We start from the raw sequence: 14,449 nt of genomic DNA on the forward strand, positions 1-14,449 counted from the left end.
TCAGCGACTCGATAAACCAAGCGCGCCGGCGTCGCCGAGACTGCGCTGGACGGCAGCGACCTGGCTGGATGCGATGTCCACCGAAACCTCGATCTCGCCGGCGAGCGGCGCGTCGCGACGGGCGCCCTCCTCATGAGTCGCATCCCCGCCCGATGGCGCAGATCCTGCAGTGTTCCTGTCGCCTGCCGACTGAACGAAGATGTCGGGCCTTGAGATGCCGTGCTGCTGAACCAGGTGTTCGACGGCAAGATCAGCCGCTTCTCGGGTTTCAAATGTCGCTCTGATCGTCGTGGTGCTGTCGTCCGCCATTGGCTGTCTCCTGATTGATCTCCTGAGGATAACAACGCCTCCGACGGCTGGTAGTTTCGACTGCGAGGCCAAGGCGCAATGAATCCGATTGATATCGCGTCGAAGGCTGCTATGTTCTCTTTTTGTTTCGGCGCGAAATTTCAGATGCCGACGCAACGCATGCGTGGCGACCGGCGGATGACGGGTTTGGTGGGGCCGTTGCTGAAGGCTGGTGTCCTGGCGCAGGACCAATTCCTGCGCACGGGTGCGCACGCCGCAGGGTGGGATCATCTCCCCGTTGCTGGCCAACATCGCGCTGAGCGCGATCGAGAAACACTACGAGCGATGGATGACTGACGTGTTCGACACGCATCCGGACTTCCGACAACCGTCTATCCCTTCAAGCGGTCCGTGCGCCTGCTCGGCGTCACCCTCTCGTCGCTGACCAACGATCAGACCAGCGACGCGACCGAGGGGCAGCCGCAACTCGATCTCAACCTGTAGCAGGAAAGGCGCCGAAAACGAAAAAGCCTGCCGTGGGATGCGGCGAGCGCCTAGCAAGATCATTGGCAGCGTTCCCTCGAACAGGCGATCCAGCGGCTCGTCAAATCGTTGAAGCAGGCCGCTTGAACGCGCGTCCGTCAGATACCATAGCGCCGATCGAGTTCTTTCAGCGCGGACTGTACCTCATCGATCGAAATCGGCTCTGGCACTCCCGGCACCTGCCGGAGGGCCGGCTTGGAATCGATAGCGTAAAAGTCGGAGGCCCAGGCCGCGAGGATCGTTCGCTTATCATCGGCGGAAAGAGCCGGGGCTCTCACCACATCGATTGGCCGCTGAAGCTGCATACCCTGAAGCAAGACCGCTGGCCCCATCGCCATGGCGTTGCTAGCCGCCTGCTGCAACATGTCGTGCGTCATCGGACCACCTCACTGTACGTGTGGATCCGGGTCACGCCGTAGGCGTGAGGCCGCGATCATATTGGTTTCCGGCGCCAGCAGATCGTGTTTCTCGGCGAAGGCCGCAAACAGGCCACGCGCGGTTTCCGCCTCAATCTCGCCACGCAGTGCCGCACTGCAGGCCTTGAGGGCAATCGCATGCGCGCTGTCCCTGAGTGACGTCGGCCACTCGGAAAGATGCCGGTAGGCATCCATGACGCTGCGAACCTCTGCTGGGAAGCCAAGGCCGACGAGAATGGAAACAGGCTGTCTAAACATATCGGGTTTCATCGCTCTCTCCTTCCCAACCCGGAATGTTGATGGGCGCCGTCGTGACGGCGCCCTTGTTGAGCGTAATGCAGGTTAAGCCGCCTTGTGCGCTTCGATCTGCGCGGGAGCAGCAGACATCGAAGCAGGAGCGCTCTCGATCGAGATCTTGCGCGGCTTCAGTGCCTCGGGGATCTCCCGAACCAGATCGATCGACAGGAGTCCGTTGCTGAGGTCCGCCCGGTTCACTCTGACATGGTCGGCGAGTTCGAACCGGTGCTCGAACGGCCGGCCGGCAATGCCGCGATGCAGGTAGCCCTCGGCAGCCGCTTCCTGCTTCTTGCCGGTGACCGTCAGTAGATTGGATTGGAAGGTGATGTCGAGTTCGTCCTGGGTGAAGCCCGCCACCGCGATCGAAATCCGGTAGGTGTCGTCACCAGTCTTGACAATGTCATAGGGCGGCCAGTCGCTGATCGACCGGGCGCGCTGGGCGTTTTCCAGAAGATTGAAAACCCGGTCGAAGCCGACGCTCGAACGGTAGAGCGGTGCATAGTCGTAAGATGTTGCCATAGCCATATCCTCCTTGAGCAACATGGATATGGAAGCGCCGAAAGCGGCGCTTCCAGCAAGGCCAGCCCTCATTCAGCAGCTGGCGGCAATCGATTTGGTTTTTGAGAATTTCGGATTCAAGAGTAGCGGCAGAAAAAAATTTGCTCGTTTTCGGCTTCTTCCACCAGCTCGTTCCTACTCATAAACGGCCGCATTATCCTGAACTTCGCGCAAGCCTTTGTGGGATGCGTAACGCAGATCGCCGTCGTCGGTCCAGCTCCGGAATTCGATCTCGGCAATCAGCGTCGGCTGGCCGAAGACATGGCCGCGACGAGCCGCAAGCAGTAGGCTGCCGATGGCGCCCCGCGGCGAGGCAGACTTGGTACCAGTCGCGCGCCTCTTGTCCGGCGAACCCGAATTCGGCCGCGCAGGCGATGTCCTGGATGTTAGCCCAAGCACCCTTTCCGGGCACAAAGCGGTGACAATACAGGCGCCTCGACCGCTCCAGTCGTATCCTCCAAGAAGCGCCTTTTCGATCGATCGGCTGTCCATCAATGCCAACAGATCAGCGCCCAGCGACGCCCCTCGCCTCGGAACGCTGATGGTCGGCGAAGACATACCTTCGGCCATGCTTTCTGGTTTTGGGTTCGCGGGTCGGATCACCTTCGGCTTCTTTGATTTCGAAGCCCGCGAATATAGTCCGAAGAGCTACGAAAACCTTGAGGTGACCAACTTGACGGGCTCGCTTGCCTGGAAGAATGGAAAGCCGCTGCCGCACCTGCACGCAACCGCAGGCAATTCGTCCTTCGCAGCGATCGGCGGTCACCTGTTGGCGCTGGAGGTCGGGCGTGGTTCGATGGAGATCCACGTGATGACCCTACCAGACCGGCTTGAACGGATCGTCGACGCGTCGATCGGCGCCAACGTCCTGCTACTTGGTCCGTTCGGTTGAGACACAAGGCTGGCTGCGCTGCCTCGGTTTAGTCGCTGATAGCGCCGCGGGGGACCGACAGTCGGATCGAGAGTCCGTTCGGCATCCAGTCGCGCGTGATATCGACCCCGAGGCTCTGACTGATGATCTGCTGAAGCCGGCTTCCAAAACCCATCGAACGTGGCTCCAACGCAGCCTGCGGAGGACCGTTGCTCTCAAGCCAGACGATCTCCACGATCTCGCCCTTCACCGCCGATGATATCTCCAACTTTCCGTCTTCAACGGACAGCGCACCATATTTCGCGGCGTTAGTCGCGAATTCATGGAACAGCAGCGCGAAGTTTGTAATTTTGGTGCCGCTGATGTCGATGTCATCTCCGATCAGCTGCCAACGATTGGCACCGTCCCGCTCATAAGGCGCGAGAATATTCGACAGAAGCTGAAAGAGGGTGGTCTCCGGAGCGCCGGTCGCGGCCTCACCGTTCAAACTCGGCAATGTCATCTCATGCGCCCGCGAGAGGGCCATCAACCTGTCCTTCATCCCCGCAGCGAGATCGGCAGTCGTCGTTGCCGTCCTTGCCGCCAGGGTGATGATGCTGCCGGTAATGGCGAACAGGTTTTTTACCCGGTGATGCATCTCGCGCAGCAGAAGTTCCTGACGCTCGGCGGCGCGCTTACGCTCTGATATGTCGCGGGCAATTTTCGATGCGCCGATGATCTTTCCGTTGCTATCCCGAATAGGCGAGATGGTAAGAGAAATATCGATCAGGGAACCGTCTTTACGTCGTCGTATCGTCTCGAAGTGATCGACGCGCTCGCCGGCCTGGATGCGGGCGAGAATGGCGGGTTCCTCGTCGAGGCGATCGGGTGGAATGACGATCGTGATCGGGTTGCCGATAGCCTCGTCTGCGGTATAACCGAAAAGACGCTCAGCGCCCTTGTTCCAGGTCGTGATGATTCCGCTGAGGCTCTTGCTAACGATCGCGTCGTCAGAGGATTCGACGATCGCTGCAAGAAAAGCTGCAGCATTATGTCCGTGCTGCGCAGCTTCTATGTCGGCCTCCAGCTGTCGCAAACGGAGCTGGGCCTCGCCCTCGTGTTGCTGGTTATCGGAAATCGACATTTACGCCTCGCCAATCAGAGCATTTTTCAAGAAATCGAGACGGCCGAGACCGCTAGCGCACCGCCGACCATATTCGCTAAACACCACCAACAACAGTCAGAATGATATTAGGGATCGCAAATCCGTATGACGCCGTCCGAACGCGAGATCGCTGGCAAAATGCCTTCGCCTTGAAGGGATCCGAACTATCGGCCCTGTTGTTGAAATATCTGTGGCGGCAACGTTGGAATGTCCGCTCTGGTGCAAAGTTAAAACGTCACTTTGCGCTGCGATCTGACCGGCTGCTCCGGTTGCAAGGACAGATCGGGGGCGGGTCGATCGCCCGCCCAATGGCGTTTCCAGTTAGGACACCGCATCACTCTGCGGCATTGAGGCGATATTCCCGGCGTCGAACTCCGGCTCTCCCTGGAATGCGTTACGGAGAAGACGTTGCCACGCGATTTGGAGGGGGAAATCCACATCGACAGCCTGGCACTCTAGCGAGGACGCGCCCCCCCCCCGCTGTTCACCACAGCTCGTCAAAAGGACCAATCGGGTATTTGGAGGTCGCCGCTGTTTCTCAATCAGGACGGCGTGCCTACATTGCTGCCTGCGCACTCATAGCCTCCATTGGCGAGAAAGTGAAGAAGCAGAAATGGCAATGGCTACAATTGGATAGCTAGCTTTCCGATAGTTAGAATTTAACTCTCGACAACACACGACATCAAAAACATCCGCTAATTCAACATTATAAACGTGCGACCTTGTACCGAGCTTGAAGATGAGGTGCAGTCCTATTGTGAGGCTTCCGGACCTCTCTACCCATGCAGCAATGTAAAGGGGCTACTGCGTTTGTGCGAATGGCCAGATTTGCGTGGACAAACGCGGTGTCTACGTCCGATCTGGACATGAGCGGCCTGCCGGAAAAATCCATAGCGCAGCCTTCTCCAGCGCTTGACCTCGCCCATCAAAGGTTGCACCCTCCGATCTTTAAACCTTTCGGAGATTCAATGGCCTCGCGAATTTTCTACGTCCTGGCTGTTCTGATTGCAGCAGTTGGGCTTATCTGGTGGGCGTTGAACTGGTGATACGGCCCGACGAACGCGAGCGAACCCGGATAGGTTTCGACAGAACCCGTGGGGGGTATGCATACGCCACCCGATAGATCGTGTCAGGATTGTCCCTTCTGTGACGCGACCTTTCCGTCGACGACTGGCCCCGCCAACATTGCGGGGCTTTTCTTCGGTATGAGCGTTGACCTTAAACAGCATCTATTCGATATTCGTCCCGAAGCTGTAGGCTCTTCTGTCCTCGCATTCATAACCGTTTGCCGGCTGGTCGCACATTTTCTGGCGACCGCTGAGAAATACATTCTCGTCGCCGGATCGTCGCACACTTCCTGCTTCTTCCTTTCGTTGAGGGTCAGGAGTGACCGAGGGCCTTGCCTTCCGACTTGAAGGCTTTCTCGCGCGATTGGCCAGTTGCTAAGCTCAAGTGTTTTGGCACCCAAGAATTGCAGAGTATAAAGTTTCGAAGACACTACGTGGTGTGTCGCCTGTTTCCCTAGGACGGAAGGCCGTATAGCGGCCGCGACGAAAGTCGCAAAACTTGCTGGACCTTCCGCCGTTCCCATTGGACCGGCTTCTGGCGATCCTCTCTCCACGGCAAGTTCCCGGATACCGACCCATTTCCCAGCTCGGATCGCCAGTCCCGACGGCGGTGCTCGATAGATCATTTCTGCGCATACCGTGGCGCCGCCTTCGTCGGCTCCAGCCGCTGCCTGGTTCCGCAAATCGGAGCCGATTTAAGGACGAAACCGGGCAGCGGTTCAAACTGTTACAGCGACGCTTGCGCGGCTGAAAAGACGCACGGCGCCGCAATCGCAGTCTCAGGCAAATAAGACCGGACGTTGGCCTCGAAAGAGCCAGCCCGGCCACGGCAGCCACCGCAAAGGGGGATGTGATGCGTGTGACCTCTTATCGAATGAACAGGGGCGAAATTCCCTTAAGACGATTTGGGCAAGCTGCCGCCGCGATCATGATTAGCACGGGGACGCCCACGCTGGCCGAGGCTCATGTCAAATGGTTTGCGCCGTTTGACATAGCATCAGCCTCACGACCATTTGCGGAAACATTGACGAGCGTCTGGTTCTGGCTTGCCGTCGCGATCGCGATCCCGCTCTTCGCGATCACCGTCGCCGTCGAGCGCACAGCCGTCGGCGACAGGATCCTTACGGCTATGGACCGTCTGGCAGCACCATTGTGGAACCGGGCTGACGACTTCGTCCGCGCCGCGACGGCAGCCTTCTTCATCGCCATCTTCGTTATTGGCGGTGTCTATCTTACGCCGGACCTAAGAACGCATTCGGAATGGGTCTCGTGGGCACAGTTGTCTATCGCAGCCGGCCTCTTCTCACGCCGAACGATGTGGCTTTCCGCCATTGGTATACTCGCGCTCTGGGGTACGGCGCTTCATGAGTATCAGCTCTTTCATCTACTCGACTATCTTGTGCTTGCCCTTGGCGTTGCCAGTTATCTGGTGTTGTTCTCGCTTGAGGGGTCTTCATGGCAAGAACAGCGCTTCACCATTCTGCGCTGGGCGATCGCCATTACACTGATGCGCTCTAGCCTCGAAAAGTTCGCCTATCCGGACTGGTTCTATCCGCTGGCGCAGGAAAAACCGTTCCTGACCTTCGGGATGCCGACGGACGTATTTCTGCCGATGGCAGGTGTCGTCGAGTTTGTCCTCGGCCTCGGATTGATCTGGACACCTGTCGTGCGGCGGTTTTCTGCCATAGCACTACTGATCATCTTCAATGCAGCCGTCATACCATTTGGACGACTGGACTTCGTTGGCCACGGTCTGATCACAATGATGCTGGTGGTTGCGGCGATCGACCCGTCTCGCGAAATCCAAACTGCGCCGGGTTTCCGACGAGCGATTGTCGGTGCGCCCATCGGCTTCATTGCTGCCTTGGCGATCCTGGCGCCAACCTACTGGAATTTACATGCGGTTCTTTATGGTCGCGACACACCGACGCAAATATCAGCGCGCTCTGGACACCACCTGGCGATGTCAAAAAAGTGACGGCCTTTGAACCCACAAGGACGGGGTCTTTCTTCTGTGCGCGACGGTGTCCCTGATTGCGGCCCTGACGGTGGCCGTGGCGAGGAATCCGGTCCACACCTCATTGGCGTCGATGGCTTTTTTCCGGCAGATCTCAGCAATCTTCATCTTGCGCGAAGCGAACTCAGCCATGATTGCGCAGCAAGTACGACGACGTCCCATAGTCCCGATGTCGGACTTTGGTCTCGCCCGATGGCGGCCTATGTCGCACACTTCGTTCAACCTAGGTCTATGTCTGTGAGACCGTAACATCCCTACGATACGGGAGGGTCGTAGTGCGAATGCCGGCAACCTCGCGCGTCGAGGCAAGGAGCCGACCGAGGAGGGGCAATGGACTACAGCGCGTTCTTCAGCAACGCCCTGGATGGGCTCCGTCAGGAAGGGCGCTATCGCGTCTTCGCCGACATAGAAAGAGTGGCGGGCGCCTTTCCGCGTGCCCGCTATCACGACGGCGAGCGTGTGCGTGACGTCATCGTCTGGTGTTCCAACGACTATCTCGGCATGGGACAGAACGACAAGGTCCGGCAAGCCATGCATCGTTCGATCGATCTGTCAGGCACAGGCGCCGGCGGCACGCGCAACATCGCCGGTACCAATCATAGTCACGTCTTGCTGGAGCGCGAATTGGCCGACCTTCACGACAAGGAGGCCGCCCTGCTGTTCACGTCGGGCTATGTCTCCAACTGGGCGGCCCTGTCGACGCTGGCCGCGAAGCTGCCGAACTGCGTCGTCTTGTCCGATGCCGGCAACCACGCCTCGATGATTGAGGGCATTCGCCATTCCCGCGCCGAGTACCGGATTTTCAAGCATAACAGCCCGGACGACCTGGCGCGCTGTCTGCGCGAGGTCGAACCCGACCGCGCAAAGCTCGTCGCCTTCGAGTCCGTTTATTCGATGGACGGAGACATCGCCCCGATTGCCGACCTGTGCGACGTTGCCGAGCAATATGACGCCATGACCTATCTGGACGAAGTCCACGCCGTTGGTCTCTACGGCAGGCGTGGCGCAGGGATCGCGGAACGCGACGGGGTCATGAATCGCCTGACAATCATCCAGGGCACGCTCGGTAAGGCATTTGGGGTCATTGGCGGATACATCGCCTCAAGCGCGCCCGTCATCGACTTCGTACGCTCTTTCGCGTCCGGCTTCATCTTTACGACGGCGCTTCCGCCGATGCTGGCGGCCGGTGCGCTTGCCTCGGTGCGGCACCTGAAGGAAAGCCAATGGGAGAGAAAAGCACAGCAGGATCGCGTTCGGTTGCTGCGCGAGCGTCTCGACGAGCGGGGCATTCCCCACCGCGCCAATCCCAGCCACATCGTGCCGGTAATGGTTGGCGACCCCGTGAAATGCCGGACCGTCGCCAATCGGTTACTCGACGATTTCGACATCTATATCCAGCCGATCAACTATCCCACGGTTCCGCGCGGTACGGAAAGACTGCGCATCACCCCCTCCCCTCTTCATAGCCGTGGTGACATCGAACACCTCGTCGAGGCACTGGATGAGGTGTGGGAGCAGACCGGCCTCGCCCGGGCCCCAAGGATTCGCGTGAAAATGCCTCAGGCAGTGCCGGCACATGCTTGGCGCCCTAAGGAACCGGCCATGTGCACGGCCTGCCGCCAGCTCCTGGCGATGAGCAGCGACCGCGCCATGCTGGAGGCTCACCCCCGGGCGTAGAGAGGTGTCGTCATGAACATCAGACGGCCATGGACGAACACATCGGCCCCGCCCGACAGTCCTGTACTTCGCCGCGCAATCTTGCTGCGAAAAGCCGCAACCGCGACCGCACTTGCGACAATTGCCGTTGCTATCCTCGTCAGCCCCCTTCTTGTCGGCAAGGGGGCGGGTTCACCGCCGCGTGTCTCGGGAACGGCCCTTAACAAGACTGCAGCGCCTGGCGCAGGCGGCGAACCGACCGTCACCGTCACCACGGTCGGTGCCGAACGCCGTCGTCTTGAAACGCGCACATTCGTCTCGGGCTCGCTCGTTGCGCGCGAGGAAGTGTCCGTCGGCACCGAAAGCCAGCATGCCAGAATTGAAGCCGTCCTCGTGGACGAAGGCGACAAGGTGCGGGAAGGACAAGTACTCGCCATCCTGTCGTCGGACCTCGACGAAATCGCTGTCTCGATGAACGACGTTGAGATCGAACGGGCGAATGCGCTTCTACTGCAGAGCGAAAGCGCGATCGCTCTCGAGGAAGCCAATCTCGAGCTGGCGCGAAAAGCGCTCGAAAGGGCCCAGCCTCTGTCTCGTAGCGGCGTGACGTCGCTCGATGTCCTCGAGCAGCGTGAGGCCGACGTGAAGGTGGCCAACGCCAAGCTGCGAACGGCGCACCAAACGAAACGCGTTGCCGTTGCCGAACGCGCGATCGCCTATGTCAAGCGCCGAGAACTAATGGCCCAACTCGAACGGACCCGCCTCAGGGCGCCGGCCGCCGGCATCGTCACCGAGCGGATCGCAAAGCTCGGCGATATCGCCTCCGGTGACGCGCCGCTGTTCCGGCTTGTCAAGGAGGGCGTGATCGAGTTCGAGGCATTGGTGCCAATGCGTCTCGTCGGGCGAATTCAGCCTCATTCGCCCGCCGTCGTCACCATCCAGGGGATGGGCACAACCGTCTCCGGCACGTTGCGACATGTCTCGCCGAGCGTCGATCCGTCCACCAGGATGGCGCGCCTTCGTATTGCCCTTCCCCAATCCGAGGCCTTGAAAATCGGCGCATTCGCCCGCGCCGAGCTCCCTTATATCGAAGGCACGTCGGTGGTCTTGCCGCTCACCGCAATCCACCAAGCGCCGGAGGGAGCACATGTGGATGTAGTGATTTCGGGCATCGTGGAGAGACGAAGCGTGGTGACAGGGGAGAGCACAGCAGAGCAGATCCAGATTCTGTCAGGTCTGACTGAAGGGGAGCAGGTCGTGCTGCGCGCTGGCGGCATTGTCCAGGCAGGTACCCACGTGAGACCAGTGCCCGCCGCCTCCGTTCTTGCCTCGAACAGGTGAGGTCGCGCATGTCGTTCAACCTTTCCCGCTGGTCGATAAAACGCCCCGCCTATAGCATTGCGATCTTCGTTCTCCTGGTGGTGATGGGCCTTCTGTCGCTGCGCGCGTTGCCGATCAGCCGTTTCCCGGAAATGGAATCTCCTATCGTCAAGGTCGTGCTTCGGCAGCAGGCAGCATCCGCCAGCGATCTCGAATACGATGTTGCGCAGAAATGCGAAGATGTCTTGTTGAGACTAGACGGCATCCGCCGACTGGATACAGCCATCGAGGATGGCGCGGTCACGTTCAATGTCGAGTTCGACGCCGCCATTGATCCTCAGGTGGCGCTTGAACGGACCGATCGTGCAATGCTTTCGATGCGTGGCGAGCTTCCCGCGGCGATCGAGGAACCGGCAATTGCGCTATCGAACCTGCGCGAGATCGCCGTTGCGACCTTCGCCGTGCGGTCGAACGCAATGTCTTACCAAGCGCTCGACCGCGTTCTTGACGACGATGTCCTGCGTCGGTTCGAGCGAATTCGCGGCGTCGGCAAGGTCGTGCTGCGAGGCGGCGACGCCCGCGAGGTTCGGGTTTGGCTCGACCCTGACGAGATGCTTGCTCGCGGGCTATCCGCCGACGCTGTCGGCGCCGCGCTTCGCACCGCCACGACCAACGCCTCGGCCGGCATTGTATCGGCCAACGAATTCGATCGACCAATAAGGACCGTATCGGCACTGACGGGCATTGCCGCGCTGGCCAGCGTCGCGCTGCCCGATACCAACGGTGCCGGCTTGAGGCTTTCGGATGTTGCGCGCGTTGAGGATGGCTGGGTCGACGCCGGAGGCTTCGCCCAACTGGACGGCGAACCGATCCTGGCCCTGTCCTTCTTCACGGAGAAAGGCGCAAACGAGGTCGAAACATTCAGCCGCATACGCACAGCGGTCGATGACTTCGCCAGCAAAGACACGCGTCTGCAGTTCACGCTGCTGGACGAGAACGCCAGCTACACGCGCAACAATGCCGCAAGCACGATGCATGCCATGGTCGAAGGCGCCATCTGCACGATTGCGGTGCTGTTTCTCTTCTTGAGGGACTGGCGTTCAGTCATGATCGCCGCAATCAGCCTGCCACTCGCAGTGATCCCGACCTTCTTCATCATGGACGCACTCGGTTTCTCGCTGAACCTCGTCTCGCTGCTCGGACTGACGTTGGCGATCGGTCTCCTTGTCGATGACACCATCGTCGAGATCGAGAATACGGCGCGGCACCTTGAAATGGGAAAGGCGCCGCATCAGGCGGTCATCGACGCAACGGAAGAGATCGGCAGCTCCGTTATCGCAATCTCATTGACCATCGTTGCCGTCTTCGCGCCGCTCGCCATGATCGGGGGCACGCCCGGTCAATATTTTCGCGAGTTCGGCATGACGGTGGCAGCGGCAACACTGGCATCTCTGCTGGTTGCCCGTCTCATAACGCCGCTGCTTGCCTCGCGACTGCTCCGGCCGCGTACGCCTGATCCAAGTACCCCTGCCTTGCCCACTGAAGGCCGCTATTTGGGGCTCCTCAGGTTCGCGACCGGCCGTCATCGCGTTGCGCTTGGACGATCCCACACGGACCTGCCTCCCCGATACACCATAGCCATCGACATGTCCTTTATCACGATCGGCCTGGGGATCGCATCGCTTGCATGGGCCGCCCTCTTCGTCCTTCCGGGCTTGGCACGTGGCTTCATTCCGGAAGAGGATGGAACGCGGCTCAAATTTGCAATCGAGATGGCAGGCGGTACGAGCAACGCCGCAATGCGTGAGAAATCCAGCGAAATCGCCAGATTGCTCGCATCCGACAGCGAGGTCGTACATGTCTACGCCTATAGGGCTTCCGGCGCCCGACTGGCGAGCCGACAGTCGATCGCCGTCCAGCTCGCGCTGACAGACCCGGCCCACCGAGCACGAACGCGCCAAGCCATCGCTTCTGACATCACCCGAAAATTGAGGTCCATCGCCGACATTCGCAGCAGCCAGGTTAGCCTGACGGGGGGGCGGCAGTTCACTGTCTCGTTGCTGTCACAGGATGCGGCGGCGTTGGAGCGCGCGGGAGAGTGGCTTGCGTCCTCCATGGCGTCCATGCCTTCAATCCGTGACGTGACATCATCCGGCACCACGCACAGGGCAGAGCTTCAGGTCATTCCGGACCTCGACCTTACCGCCGCTGTGGGATTAGAACTCGACTCGCTATCGAACGCATTGCGTGTCGCAACGATGGGCGACAGGGATCGGGCGCTCGGTTCCATCCAGATCGATGGCAGGAACGTTCCTGTTCGTGTTGAGGTCCGCAGATCAGGCGCAGACTCATCCCTCATTGAGCTCATGCCATTGCGCACTGCGGATGGAAAGGTGGTTCCACTGGGGGCGGTTGCCCGCATCGTGGAAGGGTACGGGCCGGCGCTGATCCTGCGCCAGGACGGGCTGCGCCGCATCGAACTTAACGCCGACTTGGCCGAGACCGCCTCGCCCGGAACGGCACTTGCGCAACTGCAATCATGGATCGAGCAACATCCGCTGCCGGCCGGTATACGCCTGCAAACAGCCGGGGAAACGCGCTCGATGGAAGACTTCTTCGCAAGCTTCGTTGAAGCAACTATTCTCGGATCGGCCTTTGTTTTCGTCATTCTCTTCGTGCTTTTCGGCAGCCCCTTCCAGCCACTGACCATCCTCGGATCCCTGCCGCTATCGCTGTCTGGAGGCCTCGTCGCGCTGGCCGCAACCGGCCATGGCGTGACAATGCCGGTCTTGATCGGAGCCCTGATGCTCATGGGAATCGTCGCCAAGAACGCGATTTTGATCGTGGACCTGGCCAGTCGGATGATTGACGCGGGCGCGCCGCCGCGCGATGCCGTCGTCCTGGCCGCCGAGCAGCGCCTTCGCCCGATTGTCATGACCACGGCTGCCATGGCCGCCGGCATGGTGCCTGTCGCCCTCGGGGTTGGCGATGGTGGTGCATTCCGTGCGCCCATGGCGATCTTCGTCATCGGCGGCCTGATCGCCTCGACGCTCTTGTCGCTGGTATTCGTGCCCGCACTCTTCCTACAGGTCCACAGGGTTGGCGCCCTGATCACCGGCCATTGCTTAGGCCAGCACCCACCGCGGCTGTGGCTTGACCGGCCGAACAACGATAATCCGTAAGAAGGGTGACGTCAGATCAACTTGGCCAAGGAGGCTTTTGGCAGCTGCCTGGCTCAGGTCGTGCCGGTGACGGCCTTCCAATGTGCGATCGCTGTGAGGCCATGCAAATGGACGGCGGTGGCTGAATGTTTTGAGCCTGGCGGACCAAAGAGATTTGGTACCACCCTTGTTCTTTATTCAAATCATCAAATCGCAAGGGTCGCATCAGCAGTTCATTAGGCATTTTGCATCATCATGATGATCTTATTGGAGAAACTTCATGATGCGCACTTCAGTCATAGCCGTCATTGCACTGCTCGCCGGCATGTCGGCGACCAACGCGGCCGAGCGACTCCGGATTGCCACCGAGGGCGCGTATCCGCCCTTCAATCTCATCGACCAGAACGGGACGCTTAAAGGGTTCGACGTGGATATTGCGAAAGCGCTCTGCGAACAGCTCAAGAGCGAATGCACGTTCCAGACCGTCGAGTGGCCAAAGATCATCGACGGGCTTGAGGCAGACAAGTACGATTTGATCGTTGCCAGCATGGCCTACACAAAGGAACGCGCCGCACGCGTCGAATTTTCAGCCCCGTACTATCGATCCCACTCTGTGCTCGTTGGTGACGCGGACAAGTTCACAGATAGCTCGCCGACCGCGTTGGCCGGTGTCCGTATCGCCGCCGCCGAGGGAACAATTCAGGCTGACTACGTGAAGCAGGCATACACACAAAGCGTTCTCGTCTTGGCCAAGGATCAACCGTCTGCACAGCAACTGCTTGAAGAGAAGAAAGCTGATCTTTTGATTGGCGACGCCATCGAACTCCTGAGTTTCATGGAGACGGGGAAGGGTTCCGTATACGGATACGTCGGCGATCCGATTTCGAGCGAATTTCTACAAAGTTCCGCTCACATTGCTGCGCAAAAAGGCAACGTGGAACTGATCGCTCGAGTGAACGACGCCTTGAAGCAGATCAAGCTCAACGGGGTCTACGATAGAATCAACGACCAGTACTTCCCCTTCAGCATTTACTAGGGATGGAGACTTGAAGGAACCTAAGGCTGCTTCATCGTGGAACATCTCACTTCGGTCTGCTGGAAGGATTTTGCT

12 protein-coding genes and 3 pseudogenes are annotated in these 14,449 nt (G+C 59.6%); 9 read left to right on the plus strand and 6 right to left on the minus strand.

The features are described 5' to 3' along the window. Positions 1-309: a hypothetical protein gene (locus K9B32_RS21235; protein WP_224565726.1), complete on the minus strand. Its 309-nt coding sequence runs from the start codon at positions 307-309 to the stop codon at positions 1-3. A 78-nt stretch (positions 310-387) separates the two neighbouring features. Between K9B32_RS21235 and K9B32_RS21240 the strand changes: the two genes are divergently transcribed. Together K9B32_RS21240 and K9B32_RS21245 are read left to right on the plus strand one after the other, a co-directional pair. After that, complete coding sequence (locus K9B32_RS21240; protein WP_224565728.1) at positions 388-645, plus strand: hypothetical protein; 258 nt, start codon at positions 388-390, stop codon at positions 643-645. Positions 646-657: 12 nt separating this feature from the next. Then, positions 658-792 (plus strand): annotated as a pseudogene (locus K9B32_RS21245) (DNA polymerase IV); the annotation flags it as partial. Positions 793-929: 137 nt separating this feature from the next. Here K9B32_RS21245 and K9B32_RS21250 read toward each other — a convergent pair. From K9B32_RS21250 to K9B32_RS29060, 4 genes and pseudogenes are all read right to left on the minus strand, one after another. Further along, positions 930-1,208: a hypothetical protein gene (locus K9B32_RS21250; protein WP_224565730.1), complete on the minus strand. Its 279-nt coding sequence runs from the start codon at positions 1,206-1,208 to the stop codon at positions 930-932. A 9-nt stretch (positions 1,209-1,217) separates the two neighbouring features. Beyond that, on the minus strand, positions 1,218-1,517 hold the full coding sequence (locus tag K9B32_RS21255; protein ID WP_224565732.1) for a DUF982 domain-containing protein: 300 nt from the start codon (positions 1,515-1,517) through the stop codon (positions 1,218-1,220). Positions 1,518-1,589: 72 nt separating this feature from the next. Beyond that, entirely contained in the window at positions 1,590-2,063 is a 474-nt protein-coding gene (locus K9B32_RS21260; RefSeq protein WP_224565733.1) for an Hsp20 family protein, read from the minus strand. A gap of 174 nt (positions 2,064-2,237) precedes the next feature. After that, a pseudogene (locus K9B32_RS29060) lies at positions 2,238-2,423 on the minus strand (ATP-dependent DNA ligase); the annotation flags it as partial. 220 nt (positions 2,424-2,643) lie between these two features. On the opposite strand from K9B32_RS29060, the gene K9B32_RS29155 reads away from it, so the two are divergent. Further along, positions 2,644-2,994 carry a PPC domain-containing DNA-binding protein gene (locus K9B32_RS29155; RefSeq protein ID WP_224565735.1) on the plus strand — a complete coding sequence of 117 codons (351 nt, stop codon included), beginning with the start codon at positions 2,644-2,646 and terminating at the stop codon, positions 2,992-2,994. Positions 2,995-3,022: 28 nt separating this feature from the next. On the opposite strand, the gene K9B32_RS21275 is transcribed toward K9B32_RS29155, so the two are convergent. Then, positions 3,023-4,096, minus strand: coding sequence for a PAS domain S-box protein (locus tag K9B32_RS21275; protein WP_224565737.1), 1,074 nt, complete (start codon positions 4,094-4,096; stop codon positions 3,023-3,025). Positions 4,097-6,208: 2,112 nt separating this feature from the next. Between K9B32_RS21275 and K9B32_RS21280 the strand changes: the two genes are divergently transcribed. The 6 genes and pseudogenes from K9B32_RS21280 (at position 6,209) to K9B32_RS21305 (ending at position 14,374) form a co-directional block, all read left to right on the plus strand. After that, positions 6,209-7,162, plus strand: a complete 954-nt coding sequence (locus tag K9B32_RS21280) for a DoxX family membrane protein (protein ID WP_224565739.1) — start codon at positions 6,209-6,211, stop codon at positions 7,160-7,162. Between the two features lie 34 nt (positions 7,163-7,196). Beyond that, positions 7,197-7,343: pseudogene (locus K9B32_RS21285) on the plus strand (NADH-quinone oxidoreductase subunit J); the annotation flags it as partial. Positions 7,344-7,531: 188 nt separating this feature from the next. Beyond that, positions 7,532-8,878 (plus strand): 5-aminolevulinate synthase, encoded by a 1,347-nt coding sequence (gene hemA, locus K9B32_RS21290; protein ID WP_224565741.1) that lies wholly within the window; start codon positions 7,532-7,534, stop codon positions 8,876-8,878. A gap of 12 nt (positions 8,879-8,890) precedes the next feature. After that, on the plus strand, positions 8,891-10,198 hold the full coding sequence (locus K9B32_RS21295; protein WP_224565743.1) for an efflux RND transporter periplasmic adaptor subunit: 1,308 nt from the start codon (positions 8,891-8,893) through the stop codon (positions 10,196-10,198). Between the two features lie 8 nt (positions 10,199-10,206). Beyond that, complete coding sequence (locus K9B32_RS21300; protein WP_224565745.1) at positions 10,207-13,359, plus strand: efflux RND transporter permease subunit; 3,153 nt, start codon at positions 10,207-10,209, stop codon at positions 13,357-13,359. A gap of 259 nt (positions 13,360-13,618) precedes the next feature. Further along, positions 13,619-14,374 carry a transporter substrate-binding domain-containing protein gene (locus K9B32_RS21305; RefSeq protein ID WP_224565747.1) on the plus strand — a complete coding sequence of 252 codons (756 nt, stop codon included), beginning with the start codon at positions 13,619-13,621 and terminating at the stop codon, positions 14,372-14,374. Positions 14,375-14,449 lie beyond the last annotated feature (75 nt).

The sequence above is a fragment of the Rhizobium sp. 3T7 genome (assembly GCF_020166565.1).
In the GTDB taxonomy this organism is placed as follows: Bacteria; Pseudomonadota; Alphaproteobacteria; order Rhizobiales; family Rhizobiaceae; genus Rhizobium.